General features: G+C 55.8%; 15 protein-coding genes. 5 read left to right on the forward strand and 10 right to left on the reverse strand.

The genetic code is table 11. The features are described 5' to 3' along the window. Positions 1–37: 37 nt before the first annotated feature. The 6 genes from wecC to trxA all read right to left on the reverse strand — a co-directional run bounded on the left by wecC (position 38) and on the right by trxA (position 6,807). Entirely contained in the window at positions 38–1,300 is a 1,263-nt protein-coding gene (gene wecC / locus ABLU67_RS26340) for a UDP-N-acetyl-D-mannosamine dehydrogenase (RefSeq protein ID WP_014837068.1), read from the reverse strand. Continuing rightward, entirely contained in the window at positions 1,297–2,427 is a 1,131-nt protein-coding gene (gene wecB, locus ABLU67_RS26345) for a UDP-N-acetylglucosamine 2-epimerase (non-hydrolyzing) (protein ID WP_004097518.1), read from the reverse strand. Before wecB ends, wecC begins: the two co-directional genes overlap by 4 nt. 56 nt (positions 2,428–2,483) lie before the next feature. Continuing rightward, positions 2,484–3,530 carry an ECA polysaccharide chain length modulation protein gene (gene wzzE, locus ABLU67_RS26350; RefSeq protein ID WP_014227454.1) on the reverse strand — a complete coding sequence of 349 codons (1,047 nt, stop codon included), beginning with the start codon at positions 3,528–3,530 and terminating at the stop codon, positions 2,484–2,486. 21 nt (positions 3,531–3,551) lie between these two features. Beyond that, positions 3,552–4,646 carry a UDP-N-acetylglucosamine--undecaprenyl-phosphate N-acetylglucosaminephosphotransferase gene (gene wecA, locus ABLU67_RS26355; RefSeq protein ID WP_004097511.1) on the reverse strand — a complete coding sequence of 365 codons (1,095 nt, stop codon included), beginning with the start codon at positions 4,644–4,646 and terminating at the stop codon, positions 3,552–3,554. A gap of 242 nt (positions 4,647–4,888) precedes the next feature. Continuing rightward, positions 4,889–6,148 carry a transcription termination factor Rho gene (gene rho, locus ABLU67_RS26360; RefSeq protein ID WP_002883293.1) on the reverse strand — a complete coding sequence of 420 codons (1,260 nt, stop codon included), beginning with the start codon at positions 6,146–6,148 and terminating at the stop codon, positions 4,889–4,891. A 329-nt stretch (positions 6,149–6,477) separates the two neighbouring features. Next, positions 6,478–6,807 (reverse strand): thioredoxin TrxA, encoded by a 330-nt coding sequence (gene trxA, locus ABLU67_RS26365; RefSeq protein WP_004097507.1) that lies wholly within the window; start codon positions 6,805–6,807, stop codon positions 6,478–6,480. Between the two features lie 341 nt (positions 6,808–7,148). Here trxA and rhlB point away from each other — a divergent pair, with 341 nt between their 5' ends. Both rhlB and gppA read left to right on the forward strand, forming a co-directional pair. Further along, the gene (gene rhlB / locus ABLU67_RS26370; RefSeq protein ID WP_004127388.1) at positions 7,149–8,414 is read left to right on the forward strand and encodes an ATP-dependent RNA helicase RhlB; all 1,266 of its coding nucleotides are present in this window, start codon (positions 7,149–7,151) and stop codon (positions 8,412–8,414) included. 125 nt (positions 8,415–8,539) lie between these two features. Continuing rightward, positions 8,540–10,036 (forward strand): guanosine-5'-triphosphate,3'-diphosphate diphosphatase, encoded by a 1,497-nt coding sequence (gppA, locus tag ABLU67_RS26375; protein WP_160743202.1) that lies wholly within the window; start codon positions 8,540–8,542, stop codon positions 10,034–10,036. A 64-nt stretch (positions 10,037–10,100) separates the two neighbouring features. Here the strand turns inward: gppA and ABLU67_RS26380 are convergent, their stop codons facing one another. Further along, a complete protein-coding gene (locus tag ABLU67_RS26380; protein ID WP_032720758.1) occupies positions 10,101–10,841 on the reverse strand; it encodes a GntR family transcriptional regulator in 741 nt (246 codons plus the stop codon). A 221-nt stretch (positions 10,842–11,062) separates the two neighbouring features. On the opposite strand from ABLU67_RS26380, the gene ABLU67_RS26385 reads away from it, so the two are divergent. The 3 genes from ABLU67_RS26385 to ABLU67_RS26395 are packed head-to-tail and all read left to right on the forward strand — an operon-like array spanning position 11,063 to position 14,459. Then, positions 11,063–12,079, forward strand: a complete 1,017-nt coding sequence (locus ABLU67_RS26385; RefSeq protein WP_348852598.1) for an ADP-ribosylglycohydrolase family protein — start codon at positions 11,063–11,065, stop codon at positions 12,077–12,079. A gap of 18 nt (positions 12,080–12,097) precedes the next feature. Next, a complete protein-coding gene (locus ABLU67_RS26390; protein WP_014837065.1) occupies positions 12,098–13,513 on the forward strand; it encodes a cytosine permease in 1,416 nt (471 codons plus the stop codon). Further along, entirely contained in the window at positions 13,497–14,459 is a 963-nt protein-coding gene (locus ABLU67_RS26395; RefSeq protein WP_348852597.1) for a PfkB family carbohydrate kinase, read from the forward strand. Before ABLU67_RS26390 ends, ABLU67_RS26395 begins: the two co-directional genes overlap by 17 nt. A 3-nt stretch (positions 14,460–14,462) precedes the next feature. On the opposite strand, the gene rep is transcribed toward ABLU67_RS26395, so the two are convergent. The 3 genes from rep to ABLU67_RS26410 all read right to left on the reverse strand — a co-directional run bounded on the left by rep (position 14,463) and on the right by ABLU67_RS26410 (position 18,061). Next, positions 14,463–16,481 carry a DNA helicase Rep gene (rep, locus tag ABLU67_RS26400; RefSeq protein ID WP_014227450.1) on the reverse strand — a complete coding sequence of 673 codons (2,019 nt, stop codon included), beginning with the start codon at positions 16,479–16,481 and terminating at the stop codon, positions 14,463–14,465. 102 nt (positions 16,482–16,583) lie between these two features. Then, positions 16,584–17,312 (reverse strand): nicotinamide riboside transporter PnuC, encoded by a 729-nt coding sequence (pnuC, locus tag ABLU67_RS26405; protein ID WP_004097491.1) that lies wholly within the window; start codon positions 17,310–17,312, stop codon positions 16,584–16,586. Continuing rightward, complete coding sequence (locus tag ABLU67_RS26410) at positions 17,312–18,061, reverse strand: nucleoside phosphorylase (RefSeq protein ID WP_004097486.1); 750 nt, start codon at positions 18,059–18,061, stop codon at positions 17,312–17,314. Before ABLU67_RS26410 ends, pnuC begins: the two co-directional genes overlap by 1 nt. Between the last annotated feature and the right edge of the window lie 22 nt (positions 18,062–18,083).

An 18,083-nucleotide genomic window follows, 5' to 3' on the forward strand; every position in this document is an offset into this window, starting at 1 on the left:
AAGCTGCGAACACTTTCATCTTTTACCAGACGCTCTCTCACCGCCACACCCCTTTGGTATCGACGATAAACTGCTGGCTAACGCTCTCCCCGCCAACCGCTTTAAATTCTTTATGATCGACCAGCATCACCAGCACATCGGCGCTCGCCAGCGCCTCGTCCAGCGACGCCAGAGCGCACAGTCCGTCGAGCTTTTTCGGCAGCTGATGAATATTTGGCTCAACGACCAGGGTTTCGCCGCCGTGCCAGCGGGCGATCTGCGCGGCAATGGCCATGGCCGGGCTTTCGCGCAGGTCATCAATATTCGGCTTAAACGCGAGGCCAAAACAGGCGATTTTTAGCTCGCTGGCGCGTTTGTTGCTGGCGGCGAGGCAGTCGGCGACCCGCGCTTTGACCTGATCAATCACCCATTCTGGTTTGTGGTCGTTGACTTCACGCGCGGTCCGGATAAGCCGCGCCTGCTGCGGGTTTTGCGCCACGATAAACCACGGGTCGACCGCGATGCAGTGGCCGCCAACGCCCGGCCCCGGCTGGAGGATATTGACGCGCGGATGACGATTCGCCAGGCGAATCAGTTCCCAGACGTTGATCCCCTGATCGGCGCAAATTAGCGAAAGTTCATTGGCAAAAGCGATATTAACGTCGCGGAAGCTGTTTTCAGTCAGCTTGCACATTTCGGCGGTGCGCGAGTTGGTCACCACGCATTCGCCTTCGAGGAAAATTTTATACAGCTCGCTGGCGCGGGCTGAGCAAACCGGCGACATGCCGCCAATCACGCGATCGTTTTTAATCAGCTCAACCATCACCTGTCCCGGCAACACGCGCTCCGGACAGTAGGCGATATTGACGTCCGCCGCTTCGCCAACCTGCTGCGGGAAGCTCAGATCGGGGCGCATTTCCGCCAGCCAGCCCGCCATCTGCTCGGTTGAACCCACCGGCGAGGTGGACTCAAGGATAACCAACGACCCTTTCTTCAGCGTCGGTGCGATAGATTTCGCCGCCGACTCGACGAAAACCATATCCGGTTCATGCAGGTCTTTAAACGGCGTCGGCACCGCAATCAGGTAAGCGTCGGCTTCTACCGGCGCGGTAGTGGCGCTCAGGTAGCCCTGCTCGACCGCTGTTTTGACGACGCTCGCCAGATCCGGCTCCACGATATGAATTTCACCACGGTTAATGGTCTCCACGGCGTGTTGATTGATATCAACGCCGACCACCCGCTTTTGCCGGGAGGCGAACGCGGCAGCGGTTGGCAGGCCAATATATCCAAGGCCAATCACTGAAATGGTAGAAAAATTCATAGCGTTACCTGATTATTTTTAAGTGCAGACAAAATACGATGACACGCATGTCCATCGCCATACGGGTTATGCGCCCGGCTCATGGCCTGATACGCGGACTCATCTTGCAGCAGGCGCGTGACCTCATTGACGATGCGCTGGCTATCGGTACCCACCAGGCACACGGTGCCCGCGCTGACCGCCTCCGGGCGCTCGGTCATTTCACGCATCACCAGCACCGGTTTCCCGAGCGAGGGCGCCTCTTCCTGGATACCGCCGGAATCGGTCAGGATCAACCACGCGCGGTTCATCAGCCAGACAAACGGCAAATAATCCTGCGGCTCAATAAGTATGACGTTCTCAACGTGGCCGAGAATGCGCTTCACCGGTTCGCTGACGTTCGGATTCAAATGCACCGGATAGACGATCTGTACGTCCGGATTGTTCGCGGCGATCTCCGCCAGCGCATGGCAGATTTGCTCGAAACCGCGGCCAAAGCTTTCCCGACGGTGTCCGGTGACCAGAATCATCTTCTTGCCGTTGGCGAGGAAGGGATAACGCTGAGTCAGCTCGTTGTGCAGGGCTTCATCGCTCAACACCCGGTCGCGCACCCAGAATAGCGCGTCAATAACCGTATTACCGGTTACCGTGATCCGATTGTCGGCGATGTTTTCCCGCAGCAGGTTCTGCCTTGAGGTTTCCGTCGGCGCAAAGTGGTACGTCGCCAGATGCCCGGTCAACGTACGGTTCCCCTCTTCCGGCCACGGCGAGCTCAGATCGCCCGTGCGCAGCCCGGCTTCCACGTGTCCTACCGGGATCCGCTGATAGAAAGCGGCCAGACTTGCCGCCATCGTCGTGGTGGTATCGCCATGCACCAGCACCACGTCTGGTTTAAACGACTCGAGCACCGGCTTTAAACCTTCAAGGATGCGACAGGTAATCTCCGTCAATCCCTGACCCGGCTGCATAATGTTAAGGTCGTATTCCGGAACAATAGAAAAAAGTTTCAACACCTGATCGAGCATCTCCCGATGCTGCGCGGTCACGCAAACTTTCGCCTCAAAATGAGGATCCTTTGCCAGCGCATGAACCAGAGGCGCCATCTTGATAGCTTCTGGTCTCGTGCCAAATACCGTTAGTACTTTCACATCGATTCTCTTCGATTAGGTGATAAAGGCTGAATGTCCTTCACCACAGGCCGCATTCACTGGACACGGCGACGCGATAACGCAACGCCTGCGCCGATGAGCGCGCCCACAATCCCCCACATCACCATCAGAAACACGCGGCGCGGGCTATCGCGTTTTACCGGTTCTTCAGGCGTTCGCAAATACCTGTAAGTCTGAAAACGCGGGTCCAGGGTCGGCCCCACGTTCAACGTCGTTAACATGGCGCGGCTTTGGTCATAATCAAGATCGTACTGCGGCCCCACCGCCTGCAGATTTTCCAGCCGGGCCTGCAGCATTGGACGCCCCAGTAAAAACAGCTCGGAATCCGGCAGCTGGTCTGGTGGAATATCGGTTTCGCTGCGGGAGATGTTGTGCTGCTGCGCGACTTTCAGCGCCTGTTCCACGCTGTGCATGCGGCGATTGAAAATCTCTCGCGCCACCTCTTCCTGGCGCTTCACCTGCGCTTTCATCTGTACGGTACGCGCGGCCCAGGCGCCTTTGAGCTCATCATTCAGATGCCCTGCCGCACGCTGGCTGGCGAAAGCCACATACTGGCGCAGCAGATTGTTGGCATCAGGCGCGGTTTCTGCCGTCAGCTTCACGCTATCGTTGATGCTTTTTAGCGCATCGCCGGGCATGAACTGGATATCGTTAATCAGGTCATCCAACAGCGCGGCATCGGCGCGAGCGTTACCCGACTGGCGCTGCTTGTAGTAGTCCGTTTGCAACCAGAAGTCGCGGCGGGTATCCCACGACGCCTGCTGCATGATGAACTCTTTATATGCTTCGTCCATGACCGAAGGCTGATCGACAGAGACGAGATTGGCCTTGATATCGAGATTGCGTAAGAACTGCTGTTGTGAATAGTATCCCCCCAGCATGTTCACCGTCGGTCGGTCGGTAATCGCCGTCGCGCTCCACTCCTGACGAGCAAAAAAGGTATAAACCAGAACAATCAGTGCAAAGAGCACTGCGATACCTGCTATCCAGCTTTTTCCGGCCCATAAGGCGCGAAACAGCCCGCGAATATCCAGCTCGTTCTCAACGTTCACTGTTTGTGCTCCCGGTAATGGTTGAGTCATCACGTCCCCAGATTGACTTGGTTAATTTGGATTATTGCCGCTGTGTCGCCGTATTCTGCGTCTAATGCGCTTAACCATGCGCGCCACTTTCCAGGCGCGTTTAATGCAGTAGCCATAAAGAAAGAAGGCTAACAAAAAGAGTATTAACATCACCCATTCAGGAACAATGCGGGTGTATTCCGCCACCACGCCAACCAGGGCCAGCAGCGCGGCGGCCAGGGTGATCAGCACAAACGCCTGACGGGAAGTAAACCCGGCGCGCATGATTAAATGATGAATATGCTGACGGTCCGGGGAGAATGGGCTCATCCCTTTGCGCAGGCGACGGTACATAATCGCCACCATATCCATCAACGGAATAGCGATAATCCACAGCGCCGTGACCGGGCTGATAGGATGCGTTTTTCCCTGCGTGGTCTCCAGCAGGATCCAGATGATAGTGAAGCCAATCATGGTGCTGCCGGCATCACCCATAAAGACCTTATAGCGACGACCAAGCGCACCGAGGTTAAGTAAAATATAGGGCAAAATGGCGGCGATCATGGCAAAACACCACATCGCCAGGCTGTACTGGCCATCAAACCACAGGATAATGCCCGTTGCCGCGAAAGAGACTGACGACAGACCGCCAAGCAGCCCATCGATACCATCAACCATATTGAAGGCGTTGATCGCCGCCCAGACGGCGAACAGCGTGAGGAAGAAGCCAAAAGGGCCGAGCACCAGCTCCCATGAGCCGAATATAAAACCGAGGCTACTAAGATGAAGATTACCCACCATCATCATAATGACGGCGATAGCGGCTTGAATAACCGCGCGAATTTTTACGCTGATATCAAAGCGGTCGTCCAGCGCACCGACCAGCACGAGCACCCCGGCACATCCCAGGTATAACCGAGCGTGGGGAATGTAATAATCGGCGATAGCAAACGTAAAACAAATACCTGCGAAAACTGAAATACCACCGACTAACGGAATCAAACCCTGATGCCGTTTGCGATAGTTAGGTTTATCCACCAGCCCAACTCTTTTTGCCGCCTTGCGAGCGATAAATATAAACAGGGTGGTGAATAAGAAAATACTGATTAATTCAGTAATAGCAGTGAGTAAATTCACAACGCATGTGCTCTCAGCATAGTTAATCCGGGAAGTATAACGATGATGCCTCAACTCCAGAAGGGGCAAAGCAGAACATTACAAATTTATTGTAGAAATTTTAGACTGTTAAAGCCGTCTCTGCCTGCCATCATCCTGCGCATATCATACGTTAAGACCCATTTTGTTTTCCCTTCCTGGATCATACAAACCCGGAAAACAAAACGCCACGCAATAGCGTGGCGTTCTCTGGCGTTTTTAGCTTACGAGCGCTTCATCATGTCGAAGAAGTCATCGTTAGTTTTGGTCATCGCCAGTTTATTGATGAGGAATTCCATCGCGTCGATCTCACCCATCGGGTGAATGATTTTACGCAGGATCCACATCTTCTGCAGCTCTTCCTGAGTGGTGAGCAGCTCTTCTTTACGGGTACCGGAACGGTTGTAGTCGATAGCCGGGAAGACGCGTTTTTCTGCGATCTTACGAGAGAGGTGAAGCTCCATGTTACCGGTGCCTTTAAACTCTTCGTAGATAACTTCGTCCATTTTAGAACCGGTATCGATCAGCGCCGTAGCGATAATCGTCAGGCTGCCGCCCTCTTCCACGTTACGCGCGGCACCGAAGAAACGCTTCGGACGATGCAGGGCGTTAGCGTCCACACCACCGGTCAACACTTTACCGGAAGCCGGGACGACGGTGTTGTAGGCACGCGCCAGACGGGTAATGGAGTCGAGCAGGATGATAACGTCTTTCTTATGCTCAACCAGACGCTTCGCTTTCTCGATAACCATCTCGGCAACCTGAACGTGGCGAGATGCCGGCTCGTCAAAGGTAGAAGCGACAACTTCACCTTTAACCAGACGCTGCATCTCGGTCACTTCTTCCGGACGTTCGTCGATCAGCAGTACCATCAGAACGCAATCAGGATGGTTGTACGCAATGCTCTGCGCGATGTTCTGCAGCAGCATGGTTTTACCGGCCTTCGGCGGCGCAACAATCAGACCACGCTGGCCGCGGCCGATCGGCGATGCCAGATCCAGGACGCGAGCGGTTAAGTCTTCCGTTGAGCCGTTACCACGCTCCATACGCAGACGTGAATTTGCGTGCAGAGGGGTTAAGTTCTCGAACAGAATCTTGTTACGCGCGTTTTCCGGCTTATCGTAGTTAACTTCGTTAACTTTCAACAACGCAAAGTAACGCTCACCCTCTTTAGGAGGACGAATCTTACCGGAAATGGTGTCACCAGTGCGGAGGTTGAAGCGGCGGATTTGGCTGGGGGATACGTAGATGTCGTCGGGACCGGCGAGGTAGGAGCTGTCTGCTGAACGGAGGAAACCAAATCCATCCTGCAGTATCTCCAGTACGCCATCGCCAAAGATATCCTCGCCACTCTTCGAATGCTGCTTGAGGATGGCAAAAATAATATCCTGCTTACGCATACGGGCCAGGTTTTCCAGCCCCATATTTTCGCCGAGAGTAATCAGCTCAGAAACCGGCGTATTCTTTAATTCGGTAAGATTCATAATGGTGTGGGTTCTTAAACTCGGGGTAATTCTCGAACTTAATGTTGTGAATGGTATGGCAGGAACATCCATGCCTGTTAACGGCCTTCATCTCGTGTCTGTACGTTGCCTGGTCACAGGAAAGAACGCAGAACTGAAACGACTAAACGGAATGAGTGATAAGCCCGGATTATAAGCCTCACGCGCATTTTTGCGGGACGCTTTGGGTAAAACAAGATTCAAACAAAGGTATGTTTAAAACGAAGTCTGAGATTAACTTAGCACGACTCTCGCCGGGCGTCCAGAGATCCGCAAAAAATTGGACGCTGGACGCCGGGAGAACAAGCCGCTTACGCCAGGTTGGCGTCGAGGAACTCTTTCAGCTGGCCTTTGGACAGCGCGCCAACTTTGGTCGCCGCCACTTCGCCATTTTTGAACAGCAGCAGGGTCGGGATGCCGCGAATGCCGTATTTCGGCGCAGTACCCGGGTTCTGATCGATGTTCAGTTTCGCAATGGTCAGTTTGCCCTGATACTCTTCAGCGATCTCATCCAGAATCGGGGCGATCATTTTGCACGGACCACACCACTCTGCCCAGAAATCGACGAGGGTTAGCCCGTCAGCCTTGAGTACGTCCGTGTCAAAACTGTCGTCAGTCAGGTGAATAATTTTATCGCTCATATTTAACTCCACAGGAATAAGCCTGGTGTGTTGGTGTCGCGGCCATCAACGACGTGTCGATGCTACGTTATGCACGCTGTTCTTCAGAATGCCTCTTTTATCTCTCTGCATCACAATGCCCATCATGAACTTTGCCCCGCAAAAGATAAAGCAACCAGCGTTCAAACCGGCTTATCGCAGATTTGTCACCCTCGCCTCGCTTAGTAGTCTAAGCTTTCGAAGATTCGTTCAGTTGCCGCAGACGCACCTTGAATAATTTCATACATAGCCAACGAAAGGTTGACGTTATTTCACCGGATACGCTTTCTTAATGCAATAGTTAGCTGATATTCTACCACACTATGAGCAAAACACATTTAACAGAACAGAAGTTTTCCGACTTCGCCCTGCACCCGGCAGTGATTGAAGCCCTTGAAAAGAAAGGGTTTCATAATTGTACACCCATTCAGGCACTCGCCCTCCCGCTTACGCTGGAAGGTCGCGATGTCGCCGGGCAGGCGCAAACCGGTACCGGTAAAACGATGGCGTTTCTGACGTCAACGTTTCATTATCTTCTCACTCACCCGGCGATCGCTGACCGCCAGGTCAACCAGCCGCGCGCGCTGATCATGGCGCCGACGCGTGAACTGGCGGTTCAGATCCACGCTGACGCCGAACCGCTGGCGCAGGCTACCGGTCTGAAACTCGGCCTGGCTTACGGCGGCGACGGCTACGATAAGCAGCTGAAAGTGCTGGAAAGCGGCGTGGATATTCTGATCGGTACCACCGGTCGCCTTATCGACTACGCCAAACAGAACCATATTAACCTCGGCGCCATTCAGGTTGTCGTACTTGACGAAGCCGATCGTATGTACGATCTCGGCTTTATTAAAGATATCCGTTGGCTGTTCCGCCGTATGCCGCCAGCGAATCAGCGCCTGAACATGCTGTTCTCTGCCACCCTTTCTTATCGCGTCCGTGAACTGGCGTTCGAACAAATGAACAACGCCGAGTACGTCGAAGTTGAGCCTGAGCAGAAAACGGGCCACCGTATTAAAGAAGAGCTGTTCTATCCTTCCAACGAAGAAAAAATGCGCCTGCTGCAGACGCTGCTGGAAGAAGAGTGGCCGGATCGCGCGATTATTTTCGCCAACACCAAACATCGTTGTGAAGATATCTGGGGTCACCTGGCGGCGGACGGCCATCGCGTTGGTCTGTTAACCGGCGACGTTGCGCAGAAAAAACGCCTGCGCATTCTCGATGAATTTACCCGCGGCGATATCGACATTCTGGTCGCAACCGACGTTGCCGCCCGCGGTCTGCATATTCCGGCCGTTACGCACGTCTTTAACTACGACCTGCCGGACGATTGCGAAGACTACGTTCACCGTATTGGCCGTACCGGCCGCGCTGGCGCCAGCGGTCACTCCATCAGCCTGGCCTGTGAAGAGTACGCGCTGAATCTGCCGGCAATTGAAACCTATATCGGTCATTCAATTCCGGTCAGCAAATATAATTCGGACGCGCTGATGACTGAACTGCCCAGACCTCTACGTCTTACGCGCCCGCGCCCAGGCAACGGCCCGCGTCGTAACGGTCCGCCACGTAATCGTCGTCGTTCAGGTTAAAGCACTATGCCATACACAAAATCATTCAAGTTGCATCAAGGCCGCAGGAAAGCGAATCGCGGCAAGCTGACGCTGGTAAGTGATTCGGGTAAGAGAACGCAGCCAACACAGAGGCAACTTGAAGGATGAAGTGTATGAGCTCCACCTCGCTCTATGCCGCTATCGATCTTGGCTCCAATAGTTTTCATATGTTGGTTGTACGCGAGGTTGCCGGAAGCATCCAGACCCTGAGTCGTATCAAACGCAAAGTCCGTCTGGCCGCTGGACTCAGCGGCGACAATACGCTCTCGGCGGAAGCCATGGAGCGCGGCTGGCAATGTTTACGCCTGTTTGCCGAGCGTTTGCAGGATATCCCCCCGACGCAAATCCGCGTGGTCGCCACAGCGACGCTGCGCCTGGCGGTTAACGCCGGTGAGTTTCTGGAGAAAGCGCGGGAAATTCTCGGCTGCGCGGTTCAGGTTATCAGCGGTGAAGAGGAAGCGCGCCTGATTTATCAGGGCGTTGCGCATACAACAGGCGGCGCAGATCAGCGTCTGGTCGTGGATATTGGCGGCGCCAGCACCGAACTGGTTACCGGTACCGGTGCGCAAACCACCTCGCTTTTCAGCCTGTCCATGGGCTGCGTGACCTGGCTGGAACGCTACTTTGCCGATCGCAGCCTGACCAAAGAGAACTTTGACCAGGCCGAAACCGCCGCGCGTGAAGTTTTGCGTCCCGTCGCCGATGTGCTGCGCTATCACGGCTGGAAAGTGTGCGTCGGGGCGTCCGGTACGGTTCAGGCGTTACAGGAAATCATGATGGCGCAGGGGATGGATGAACGCATCACCTTAGCCAAGCTACAGCAGCTCAAACAGCGCGCCATTCAGTGCGGTCGTCTGGAAGAGCTGGAGATCGAAGGCCTGACGCTTGAACGGGCGCTCGTCTTTCCCAGCGGGCTGGCGATTCTTATGGCCATCTTCAGCGAGCTGAATATTCAGTGTATGACGCTCGCCGGCGGCGCGCTGCGTGAAGGTCTGGTCTACGGCATGCTGCACCTGTCGATCGATCAGGATATTCGCAGTCGTACCTTACGCAATATTCAGCGCCGGTTTCTGGTTGATACTGAACAGGCACAGCGCGTTGCCCAACTGGCCGCCCATTTCGTTCATCAGGTGGAAAACAGCTGGGAAATTGAGCCGCTATGCTTCGATTTGCTGCAAAGTGCCTGCCAGCTGCATGAAATTGGTCTGAGCGTGGAGTACAAGCAGGCCCCCCTGCACGCCGCCTGGCTGGTGCGCAATCTTGACCTGCCCGGCTTTACCCCCGCACAAAAGAAGCTGCTGGCGACGCTGCTGTTAAACCAAACCAACGCCGTCGACCTTTCATCCATTCATCAACAAAACGCGGTGCCTCCGAGAGTCGCGGAGCATATGTGCCGTCTGCTGCGTCTGGCGATTCTGTTTGCCAGCCGCCGACGCGACGATCTGCTGCCGATGCTTACGCTGGCTGCCGAAGATGAAAATTTGACGTTAACGCTGCCGCAGGGCTGGCTGGAGAATCATCCGCTGGGCCGGGAAATGGTCGAACAGGAGTGCCAGTGGCAGAGCTACGTTCACTGGCCGCTGCGGCTTAACGAGCAGTAGTCGGCTACGATCCGCTCTCGCATAAAGCGATGGCGGGTTTTATACACCGGCCATGCCAAAGCGCTTATTGCAGCTTCACTCTGAAATCAAAATTAAAGTAATTGCTCAGGCAGAATGCGGTTCCGTACTCAAGCACCTCTCCCTGAGCATTGCGGCTTTTCAGCGTAATTTTCATCAATGGCACGCCTTGCGGCAGGTCGAGCAAATTCAGCTCTTCCGCCGAAGGAATATGCACCGTCAGTGAGTAATCCTGAAGATCGGGATAAATATCATTTTCCGCCCAGTGCGCGTACAGCGAACCTTCAAGTAGATCCGGGCGGGGTAAGAAACGCTCGGGGATAAACATGGTTTCGAGAGACACCGGGAGGGCATCGACCAGACGGACGCGTTTGATTTTCGCCACCCGATCGCCGACCGCGATCTCCAGCTCACGGGCCAGAAAATCATCCGCCGCCAGCTTTTCCCTCACCAGCCATCGGTTGGACACCGTGCCTGAATTTTGTAGCTGGGCAGAAAATCCGCCGCTGGCAAGGTTATAGCTTACCGGCAGATTCACCTCGGTCCCTTTTCCGTGGCGTTTAATAACCAGCCCGGCCTCCAGCAGCGCATCAAGCGCCTTCACGACCGTCACGCGCGATAGCTCAAGCGTCTGCGACATTTTGCGTTCGGAAGGCAGGATGCTGCCGTGCGTCAGCAACCGCTCGGTCATTGCCGCTTCAATAGCTTGTTTAAGTTGAATATAAAGCGGCGCGGGAGCCTCTGCATTCAGACGCCCTTTTATATACTCAAGCAGCGATTGCGGCATAATGTCGTAGTCTTCCGGAATTCAGTGGCAGTGGATTTATCATAGTGGATCCATACTGGAATCAATAGCCCCCTCATAACGTCTCCCCACCCTTTTTTAGCTTCTCACTTTTCTTTCAGAATGCGTCTTCGATCACAGCATGGCCACAAAGGACTTTAACTGGACTTAATCTGGATCTACTTTTAGTATAACTTTTATTCATTTCTTCCAGGGAGCCGATGATGTCTGCTATTCACCCTACCTATACCACCCAAAACCGCATCCTCGGCTGCCTTTATGGGCAAGCCATTGGTGATGCGATGGGTATGCCTTCCGAACTGTGGCCTAAGCGCCGAATTATCAACCATTTTGGCTGGATTGAGCGCTTCCTCCCCGGACCGAAAGAGAATATTGCGGCCTGCGAATTTCGCGCCGCTGAGTTCACCGATGATACCCATCAGTGCATCGCACTCATGGATGCCCTGAATGAAACCAACGGCGTGACCGATCCACTGGTCATCGCCAGGCATATTCTGCTGTGGGCCAGACGCTGTCAGGCCTTTGAAAAAAATATTCTTGGCCCGACCTCGAAGGCTTCCCTGATCGCGCTTGAACAGGGGCAGCCGCTGGAGGAGATCGCGGCCAACGGCGTAACCAACGGCGCGGCAATGCGCGTGGCGCCGATGGGCTGTCTACTGCCCACCGGGGACAGAACGTTTTTCATTGAGCAAGTGCGGCTATCCTGCCTGCCGACGCATAAATCAGATATCGCTATCGCCGGCGCGGTGGTCATTGCCTGGGCGATCGGCCGCGCCATTGAAGGGGCCGAATGGCCGTTAATTAAAACGGAGCTGGCGTCGCTCGCCAATGAGACGCAGCGCCATTATGAGTCCACTTTTAGTCCACTACTGGGAAACCGTATCCACCTGGCGCTGGAAACGATCGCCGGGGAGACTGACCATCTGACGGGTATTGAACGGATTTATGAGGACATCGGCGCCGGTATGGATATTATCGAGTCCGTCCCCGCAGCGATTGCTCTGGTTGAGCTGGCAAAAACGCAGCCTATGAAATGCGCTATGCTGGCAGCCAATTTAGGCGGCGACACCGACACCATTGGCGCGATGGCCACCGCCATCTGCGGCGCGCTTCATGGCATAGAGGCTTTTCCTGAAGAACATATACAACGGATTAAGCAGGCCAACAGCATCGACTTCACGCCTTACGCACAGCGGCTTGCAGGCTACCGCTTAGCATAATTCACAGAGGGTATCACTATGGACAGCAAAGCTTCATACGATGGAAATATCCAGGCGGCAGATCCCGGAATGGCAGAATTAGGGATCGGTCTGGTCCCCCCGGTCCACCAGACCCAGAAACCGGTCCAGCTGTTTTTCGTCTGGTGCGCCGCGAATATTGGCATTCTTGGCGTCGTTTACGGCGCGGTGATAGTGTCGTTCGGCCTCTCATTCTGGCAGGCGATTCTGGCCGCCGTGGCGGGCGTCGCCTCCTTTGCGCTGGTCGGCATCACCAGCATCGCCGGGAAAATTGGTCGTACGACGACGCTAACCCTCTCCCGCGTCATTTTTGGCAAACGCGGTAATATCGCCCCCACCAGCTTCTGTTGGGTGAATCTGATGGGCTGGGAAGCAGTCAATATCATTACCGGCACGCTCACCCTCGTCGCGCTGTTTGCCGCCATGGGTTTTGAAGAGAGTCTGACCACCACCGCGCTGTCGCTTTTCTTGTTTGGCGGGCTGACCGTACTGGTCAGCGTGCTCGGGCAAAACGCCGTGCTGATGATGCAAAAATGGATCACCCGGATCTTTGGCGCCATGACGCTGCTGGTGGTGATCTATTTACTCTTCACCGCGGACTGGCAGGCCATCCTCGCGCTGCCTTCAGGCAGCTGGCTGACCGGCTTTCTGCCTGCCGTGTCTATTATTGCCGCAGGCACCGGCATCAGCTGGGCTATCGCCGGCGCCGACTATAGTCGCGATCAGCGCCCTGACTCCGGGGAAAAGCCTATTTTTCTCGCCGTGGTCAGCGGCGCCGCCCTCCCGCTGCTGTTGCTGATGCTCACCGGAATACTGCTTACCGCGCAGATCCCCGATCTGGCCTCCAGCGAGAACCCCATTTCAGCGATCGGTAAACTGCTGCCTTCGTGGATGGCAATCCCCTATCTGGCCGCGGCTACCGCCGGGGTCGTGACCATCGCCGTGTTGAGCCTCTATTCCGCCAGCCTTAACCTGTTAAGCATGGGGATTAAGCTACAGCAGCGTTCCGCCGTGGCCCTCGACGCCGTGCTGGTGCTGGGGATTGCCCTCTACGTGCTGTTTGTCTCGAAAGATTTTCTCGGGCCGTTCATCGCGTTTTTGATTTTCTGCGGCGTATTTCTGGCCGCCTGGGCCGCCATCTTTATGGTCGATTTTTATCGGCTGCGCCGCCGTGCCGGATATCCTGAAGCTGATTTATTCAGGGAGAGCGGCGCAAACCGTACCGCGCTGGGCTGCTGGATTGTCGGTGCGCTGGCAGGATTGATGGTCTCTAAAACCGGTTTTATCGACGGACCTTTCGCGGTCGGTATTTTCGCGGACTCCAGCCTCGGGTTATTCGTCTCTTTTATTCTGAGCCTGGCGCTGTATCTCGCCTTCGGAACGAGAAAGGGGGCCTGCCGTGACAATCAGCGCTGACCTGCTATCGCCTCAGCGGCCGATCGTGGTTATCGGCGCCGCTTTTGGCGACATTATTCTCCATCTCGATGCGCTGCCGCAAAGCGGTAGCGATGTCTCCGCCCGCGACGGCGGACGGCAGATTGGCGGCTGTGCGTTCAACGTCGCCCGCGCGCTCTCGCGCCTCGAACTGTTTCCCATTAACGCCATACCGGTAGGCAATGGCGATTGGGGGCAGGCCGTTGCGCAAAAAATGGCGCTGGAAAACTTGCCCGTCCTCTTGCGCCATCCCACCCACGATAACGGCTGGTGTCTGGCTCTTGTCGAAGCCAGCAAAGAGCGGACGTTTATCACCATTGAGGGCTGCGAACAGCACTGGACTGATGAACTATTAGCGCAAATACCGCTGCCGAGGGAGGCGATTATTTACGTCTCGGGATACGAACTGGCCAGCGAAGCGCTGCGCCAGTGGATCCTTGCCCAGACGGAAGATAAAACGCTGTTCGTCGATTTTGGCCCGCGTCTGTGCGACCTGGATATTCACTTTATCCAGGCGCTGCTGCGCAAACGCCCCCTGCTCACCCTGAATCGCGATGAACTCAGCGTGCTGTGCGCGCGTTTATACGATTTGGATAGCGCGACCCTTGATGCCGCCTCACGGCTCGCCAGCGACTGGCATATTCGGGCGATCTGTCGGTTTGATAAGGATGGCGCATGGGTGGTTGAACCTGACGCAGCACCGCAGCATATTCCGGCCTGCCGCGTGAAGGTCCACGACACGATTGCCGCAGGAGACAGCCACTGTGCCGGTACGATCGCCGGGCTGGCCTGCGGGATGGATCTGCAGCAGGCAACGCGGCTGGGCAATGAAGTGGCGGCCATTGTCGTCAGTCAACCCGGTTCAGACGGCGCACCCGGTCGCAAAGCGCTACGTCAGTTCCAGATTCAACAGCAAAACAGCCGCTAGCCGCTATTTACGCGCTTTCGCCAGCATCGCCCTGATGTTGGCGACGTTCGCCTGGCCTTTATGCATGCGCTCTTCCGGCGAAATCACTTTGCGCTCCTGCTCCCAAATCAGGTCGTCCTGCGGCAGTTCCAGCAGGAAACGGCTCGGCTCCGGCCGCACCAGCTCGCCGTACTGACGGCGCTCTTTGCACAGGGTAAAAGTCAGCTCTTTCTGCGCGCGGGTGATACCTACGTAGGCAAGACGGCGCTCTTCATCGACGTTGTCTTCATCAATGCTGCTCTGGTGCGGCAGCAGCCCCTCTTCCATACCAACCAGGTAGACGTAGGGGAACTCCAGCCCCTTTGACGCGTGAAGCGTCATCAGCTGCACCTGATCCGTCTCCTCATCCGACTCGCCGCGCTCCATCATATCGCGCAGGGTAAAGCGGGTAACGACCTGAGTGAGCGTCATCGGTTCATCGATCTCGCTGCCTTCGAGCATTTCGGTCATCCACGTGAACAGCGTATTGACGTTTTTCATCCGCATTTCGGCGGCTTTCGGGCTGGGCGAGGTCTCATAGAGCCAGGATTCATAATCCACGCCGCGGATCAGATCGCGGACGGCGGCAATCGGTTCACGCTCTGAAAGCTGCTGGATCTCCCGCAGCCAGTGGGTAAAGCGGGTCAAAGACTCATAGCCGCGTCCGTTCAGGGTCTGGGTCAGGCCCATATCGAAGCTGGCGGTAAACATGCTTTTATTGCGCCCCATCGCCCATTCACCCAGCTTTTTCAGCGTCGCCGAACCGATTTCACGCTTTGGCGTATTGACGATGCGCATGAAAGCGCTGTCATCATCGGGATTAGTCAGCACGCGCAGATAGGCCAGCAGGTCTTTAATTTCCGGGCGGGAAAAGAACGACGTGCCGCCGGAAATTTTGTACGGGATGCGGTTCTGCATCAGCATCTTTTCAAAAACCCGCGACTGATGGTTGCCGCGATACAGAATCGCGTAGTCCTTATAGGCAGTTTTATTAATAAAGTGATGCGCGATCAGTTCACCGGCAACGCGCTCCGCCTCATGGTCTTCGTTATTGGCAGAGAGCACCTTCAGCTCTACGCCATAGCCCAGTTCGGAAAACAGACGCTTCTCGAAAACGTGTGGGTTATTGGCAATCAGGATGTTAGCCGCCTTCAGGATGCGCCCGGAAGAACGGTAGTTTTGCTCCAGCTTGATCACCTGCAGCGCCGGGAAATCCTGGCTTAGCAGGACCAGGTTCTGCGGCCGCGCGCCGCGCCAGGAGTAGATCGACTGATCGTCATCGCCGACCACGGTAAAGCGCGCCCGCTGTCCCACCAGCAGTTTCACCAGCTCGTACTGGCTGGTGTTGGTGTCCTGGTATTCATCCACCAGCAGATAGCGAATCTTATTCTGCCAGCGCTCCCGCACCTCTTCGTTGCGCTGCAGCAGCAGCGTTGGCAGCAGGATCAGATCGTCAAAGTCTAGTACGTTGCAGGCTTTCATGTGCGCGTCGTACAGCCCGTAGCAGTGAGCAAAGATCCGATCCCGCTCCCCTTTCGCCCCAGCGGCGGCCTGAGCAGGGGTTTGCAGATCGTTTTTCCAGTTGGAGATCGTCGAGATCAGCTGCTGAAGCACCACTTTATCGTCTTCGATCAGCCCTTCGGTGAGCTCTTTTAACAGCGCCACCTGGTCGGTATCGTCGAACAGCGAGAAGTTTGATTTCATCCCTAACGCGGCGTATTCGCGTTTGATGATATCCAGCCCCAGCGTGTGGAAAGTGGAAATCATCAGGCCGCGCGCCTCTTTGCGTCCCAGCGTTTGCCCGACGCGCTCTTTCATTTCGCGCGCCGCCTTGTTGGTAAAGGTGACCGCCGCGATATGACGCGCCTGATAGCCGCAGCCGCGGATCAGGTGGGCGATTTTATTGGTAATCACGCGGGTCTTACCGGAACCGGCACCCGCCAGCACCAGGCACGGTCCGGTAACGAATTCGACGGCTTGTTGTTGGCCAGGATTTAAACGCATGGGAGTCTTTTGCTCAATCTTCGAACGGGGTGGGGATTGTAGCAGAAAGAGGGGCACAGAGAGCAACAGGCTGCCCATTCAGGCAGCCTGGAAATCGGTCAATCAGGATGCGGCCGCGGCAAGCGGCGTATAGCCGTTACGCTGTGCGCTTTTGATCCAGCTGTATGAACCCATTACCGCGATCGCCGTCAGCAGGACATACTCAAGCGACATGGCGTAAACGCCCTGTACCGCGTAGATAACCACGCTAATCACGTCGATAACCACCCACAGCAGCCAGTTTTCGACGAATTTACGCGTCATCAGCACCATGGCGGCAATCGACAACACCAGCATGGTGGAATCCCAGAACGGGAAGGCGTCGGGCTGGAGGTCGGGCATCGCGACCTGCATACCGAACGTTTGCAGCAGAGCAATCATGATACGAGTGAGCGTCGCGAACACCGGATCGATAAACAGCGTCATCAGCACAATCGCCACCGCGCAGACGCCGCCCAGCGCCAGCGTTTGCTGACGGGAAAGCCAGCGTACCTTGAGCGCGGCCTCCTGCGCCTCGTTTTGCCGGCTCCACGCGTACCAGCCGTAAATATTGGCAGCGAAGAAAAAGACCTGCAGCAGCAGGCTGGCATAGAGCTGGATCTGGAAAAAGATCGCCGCAAACAGCGTGACGTTAATCAGGCCAAACAGATAGTTGATGATTTTTTCCCGGCTGGCGCACCAGATGCACAGCAGGCCGAATACGGTACCGATAGCCTCAATCCACGATAGCGCATAGCCGCCTTCGCCGAGAGGAATGTTGACCATCACATTGTTAATGCTAAAAAAGTCCATCACAAACCTCCTTGCTGGCTAGCGGAATAAATGGCGCGCAGCGCCAGGGTAATTTGCCGTTCTTCGCCCTGCTGGCACAGCGCCTCCTGCTGGACATAATCATTGATGCTGCTATCCAGGCAACCGTTGTGGGCAACAACCACGTTGAGTAATGATGCCGTACGTAGGCCGCGCAGCGCGCCGATAGTCATCAGAGCGGCGCTCTCCATATCCGCACCCAGAACGCCTCGCGCCGACCACTGCGCATCCAGTTCCGCCTCACGATCGGTATAGAAACTGTCGTGGCTGCGCACCAGCCCGCACGCGGCGGGGATGTTCATTTGCCGCGCCTGCGCCACCAGTTCCCAGGTCAGCAGCGGGTCGGCGCAGGCCGGATAGCCCGCCGGCGCATAGGTTCGGCTGGTACCATCATCCATCACCGCAGCGTGAGCGATAATCACATCGCCGAGCGCAAGATTATCCTGCAATGCGCCGCAGCTGCCGATACGAATCAGGGTTGTTACGCCAATCTGGCGCAGCTCTTCAATGGCGATCGCCGTGGAGGGTCCGCCGATGCCGGTGGAGAGCACCAAAATCTCGATGCCCTGATACCAGCCGCGCGCGGCGCGAAACTCCCGGTTCTGACCGAGCAGCTGTGGATTATCAAGAAAATTGACGATGCGGTCGACCCTCTGCGGGTCGCCCGGCAGCAGCGCGTACCGCGCGCCGGTCATCTCTTTGCTTAACTGGATATGGGGTTGCAGCGACATTCTCCCGCCTCCTTACTCTTGC

The sequence above is a fragment of the Klebsiella sp. GN_Kp190 genome (assembly GCF_040061795.1).
Lineage (GTDB): Bacteria > Pseudomonadota > Gammaproteobacteria > Enterobacterales > Enterobacteriaceae > Klebsiella > Klebsiella michiganensis.

Bases quoted from the DNA above. Each gene is read 5' to 3' on its own strand.
- wecC (WP_014837068.1), bottom strand. From the start codon at position 1,300: ATGAATTTTTCTACCATTTCAGTGATTGGCCTTGGATATATTGGCCTG.
- wzzE (WP_014227454.1), bottom strand. From the start codon at position 3,530: ATGACTCAACCATTACCGGGAGCACAAACAGTGAACGTTGAGAACGAG.
- rho (WP_002883293.1), bottom strand. From the start codon at position 6,148: ATGAATCTTACCGAATTAAAGAATACGCCGGTTTCTGAGCTGATTACT.
- trxA (WP_004097507.1), bottom strand. From the start codon at position 6,807: ATGAGCGATAAAATTATTCACCTGACTGACGACAGTTTTGACACGGAC.
- rhlB (WP_004127388.1), top strand. From the start codon at position 7,149: ATGAGCAAAACACATTTAACAGAACAGAAGTTTTCCGACTTCGCCCTG.
- gppA (WP_160743202.1), top strand. From the start codon at position 8,540: ATGAAGTGTATGAGCTCCACCTCGCTCTATGCCGCTATCGATCTTGGC.
- ABLU67_RS26380 (WP_032720758.1), bottom strand. From the start codon at position 10,841: ATGCCGCAATCGCTGCTTGAGTATATAAAAGGGCGTCTGAATGCAGAG.
- ABLU67_RS26385 (WP_348852598.1), top strand. From the start codon at position 11,063: ATGTCTGCTATTCACCCTACCTATACCACCCAAAACCGCATCCTCGGC.
- ABLU67_RS26390 (WP_014837065.1), top strand. From the start codon at position 12,098: ATGGACAGCAAAGCTTCATACGATGGAAATATCCAGGCGGCAGATCCC.
- rep (WP_014227450.1), bottom strand. From the start codon at position 16,481: ATGCGTTTAAATCCTGGCCAACAACAAGCCGTCGAATTCGTTACCGGA.
- pnuC (WP_004097491.1), bottom strand. From the start codon at position 17,312: ATGGACTTTTTTAGCATTAACAATGTGATGGTCAACATTCCTCTCGGC.
- ABLU67_RS26410 (WP_004097486.1), bottom strand. From the start codon at position 18,061: ATGTCGCTGCAACCCCATATCCAGTTAAGCAAAGAGATGACCGGCGCG.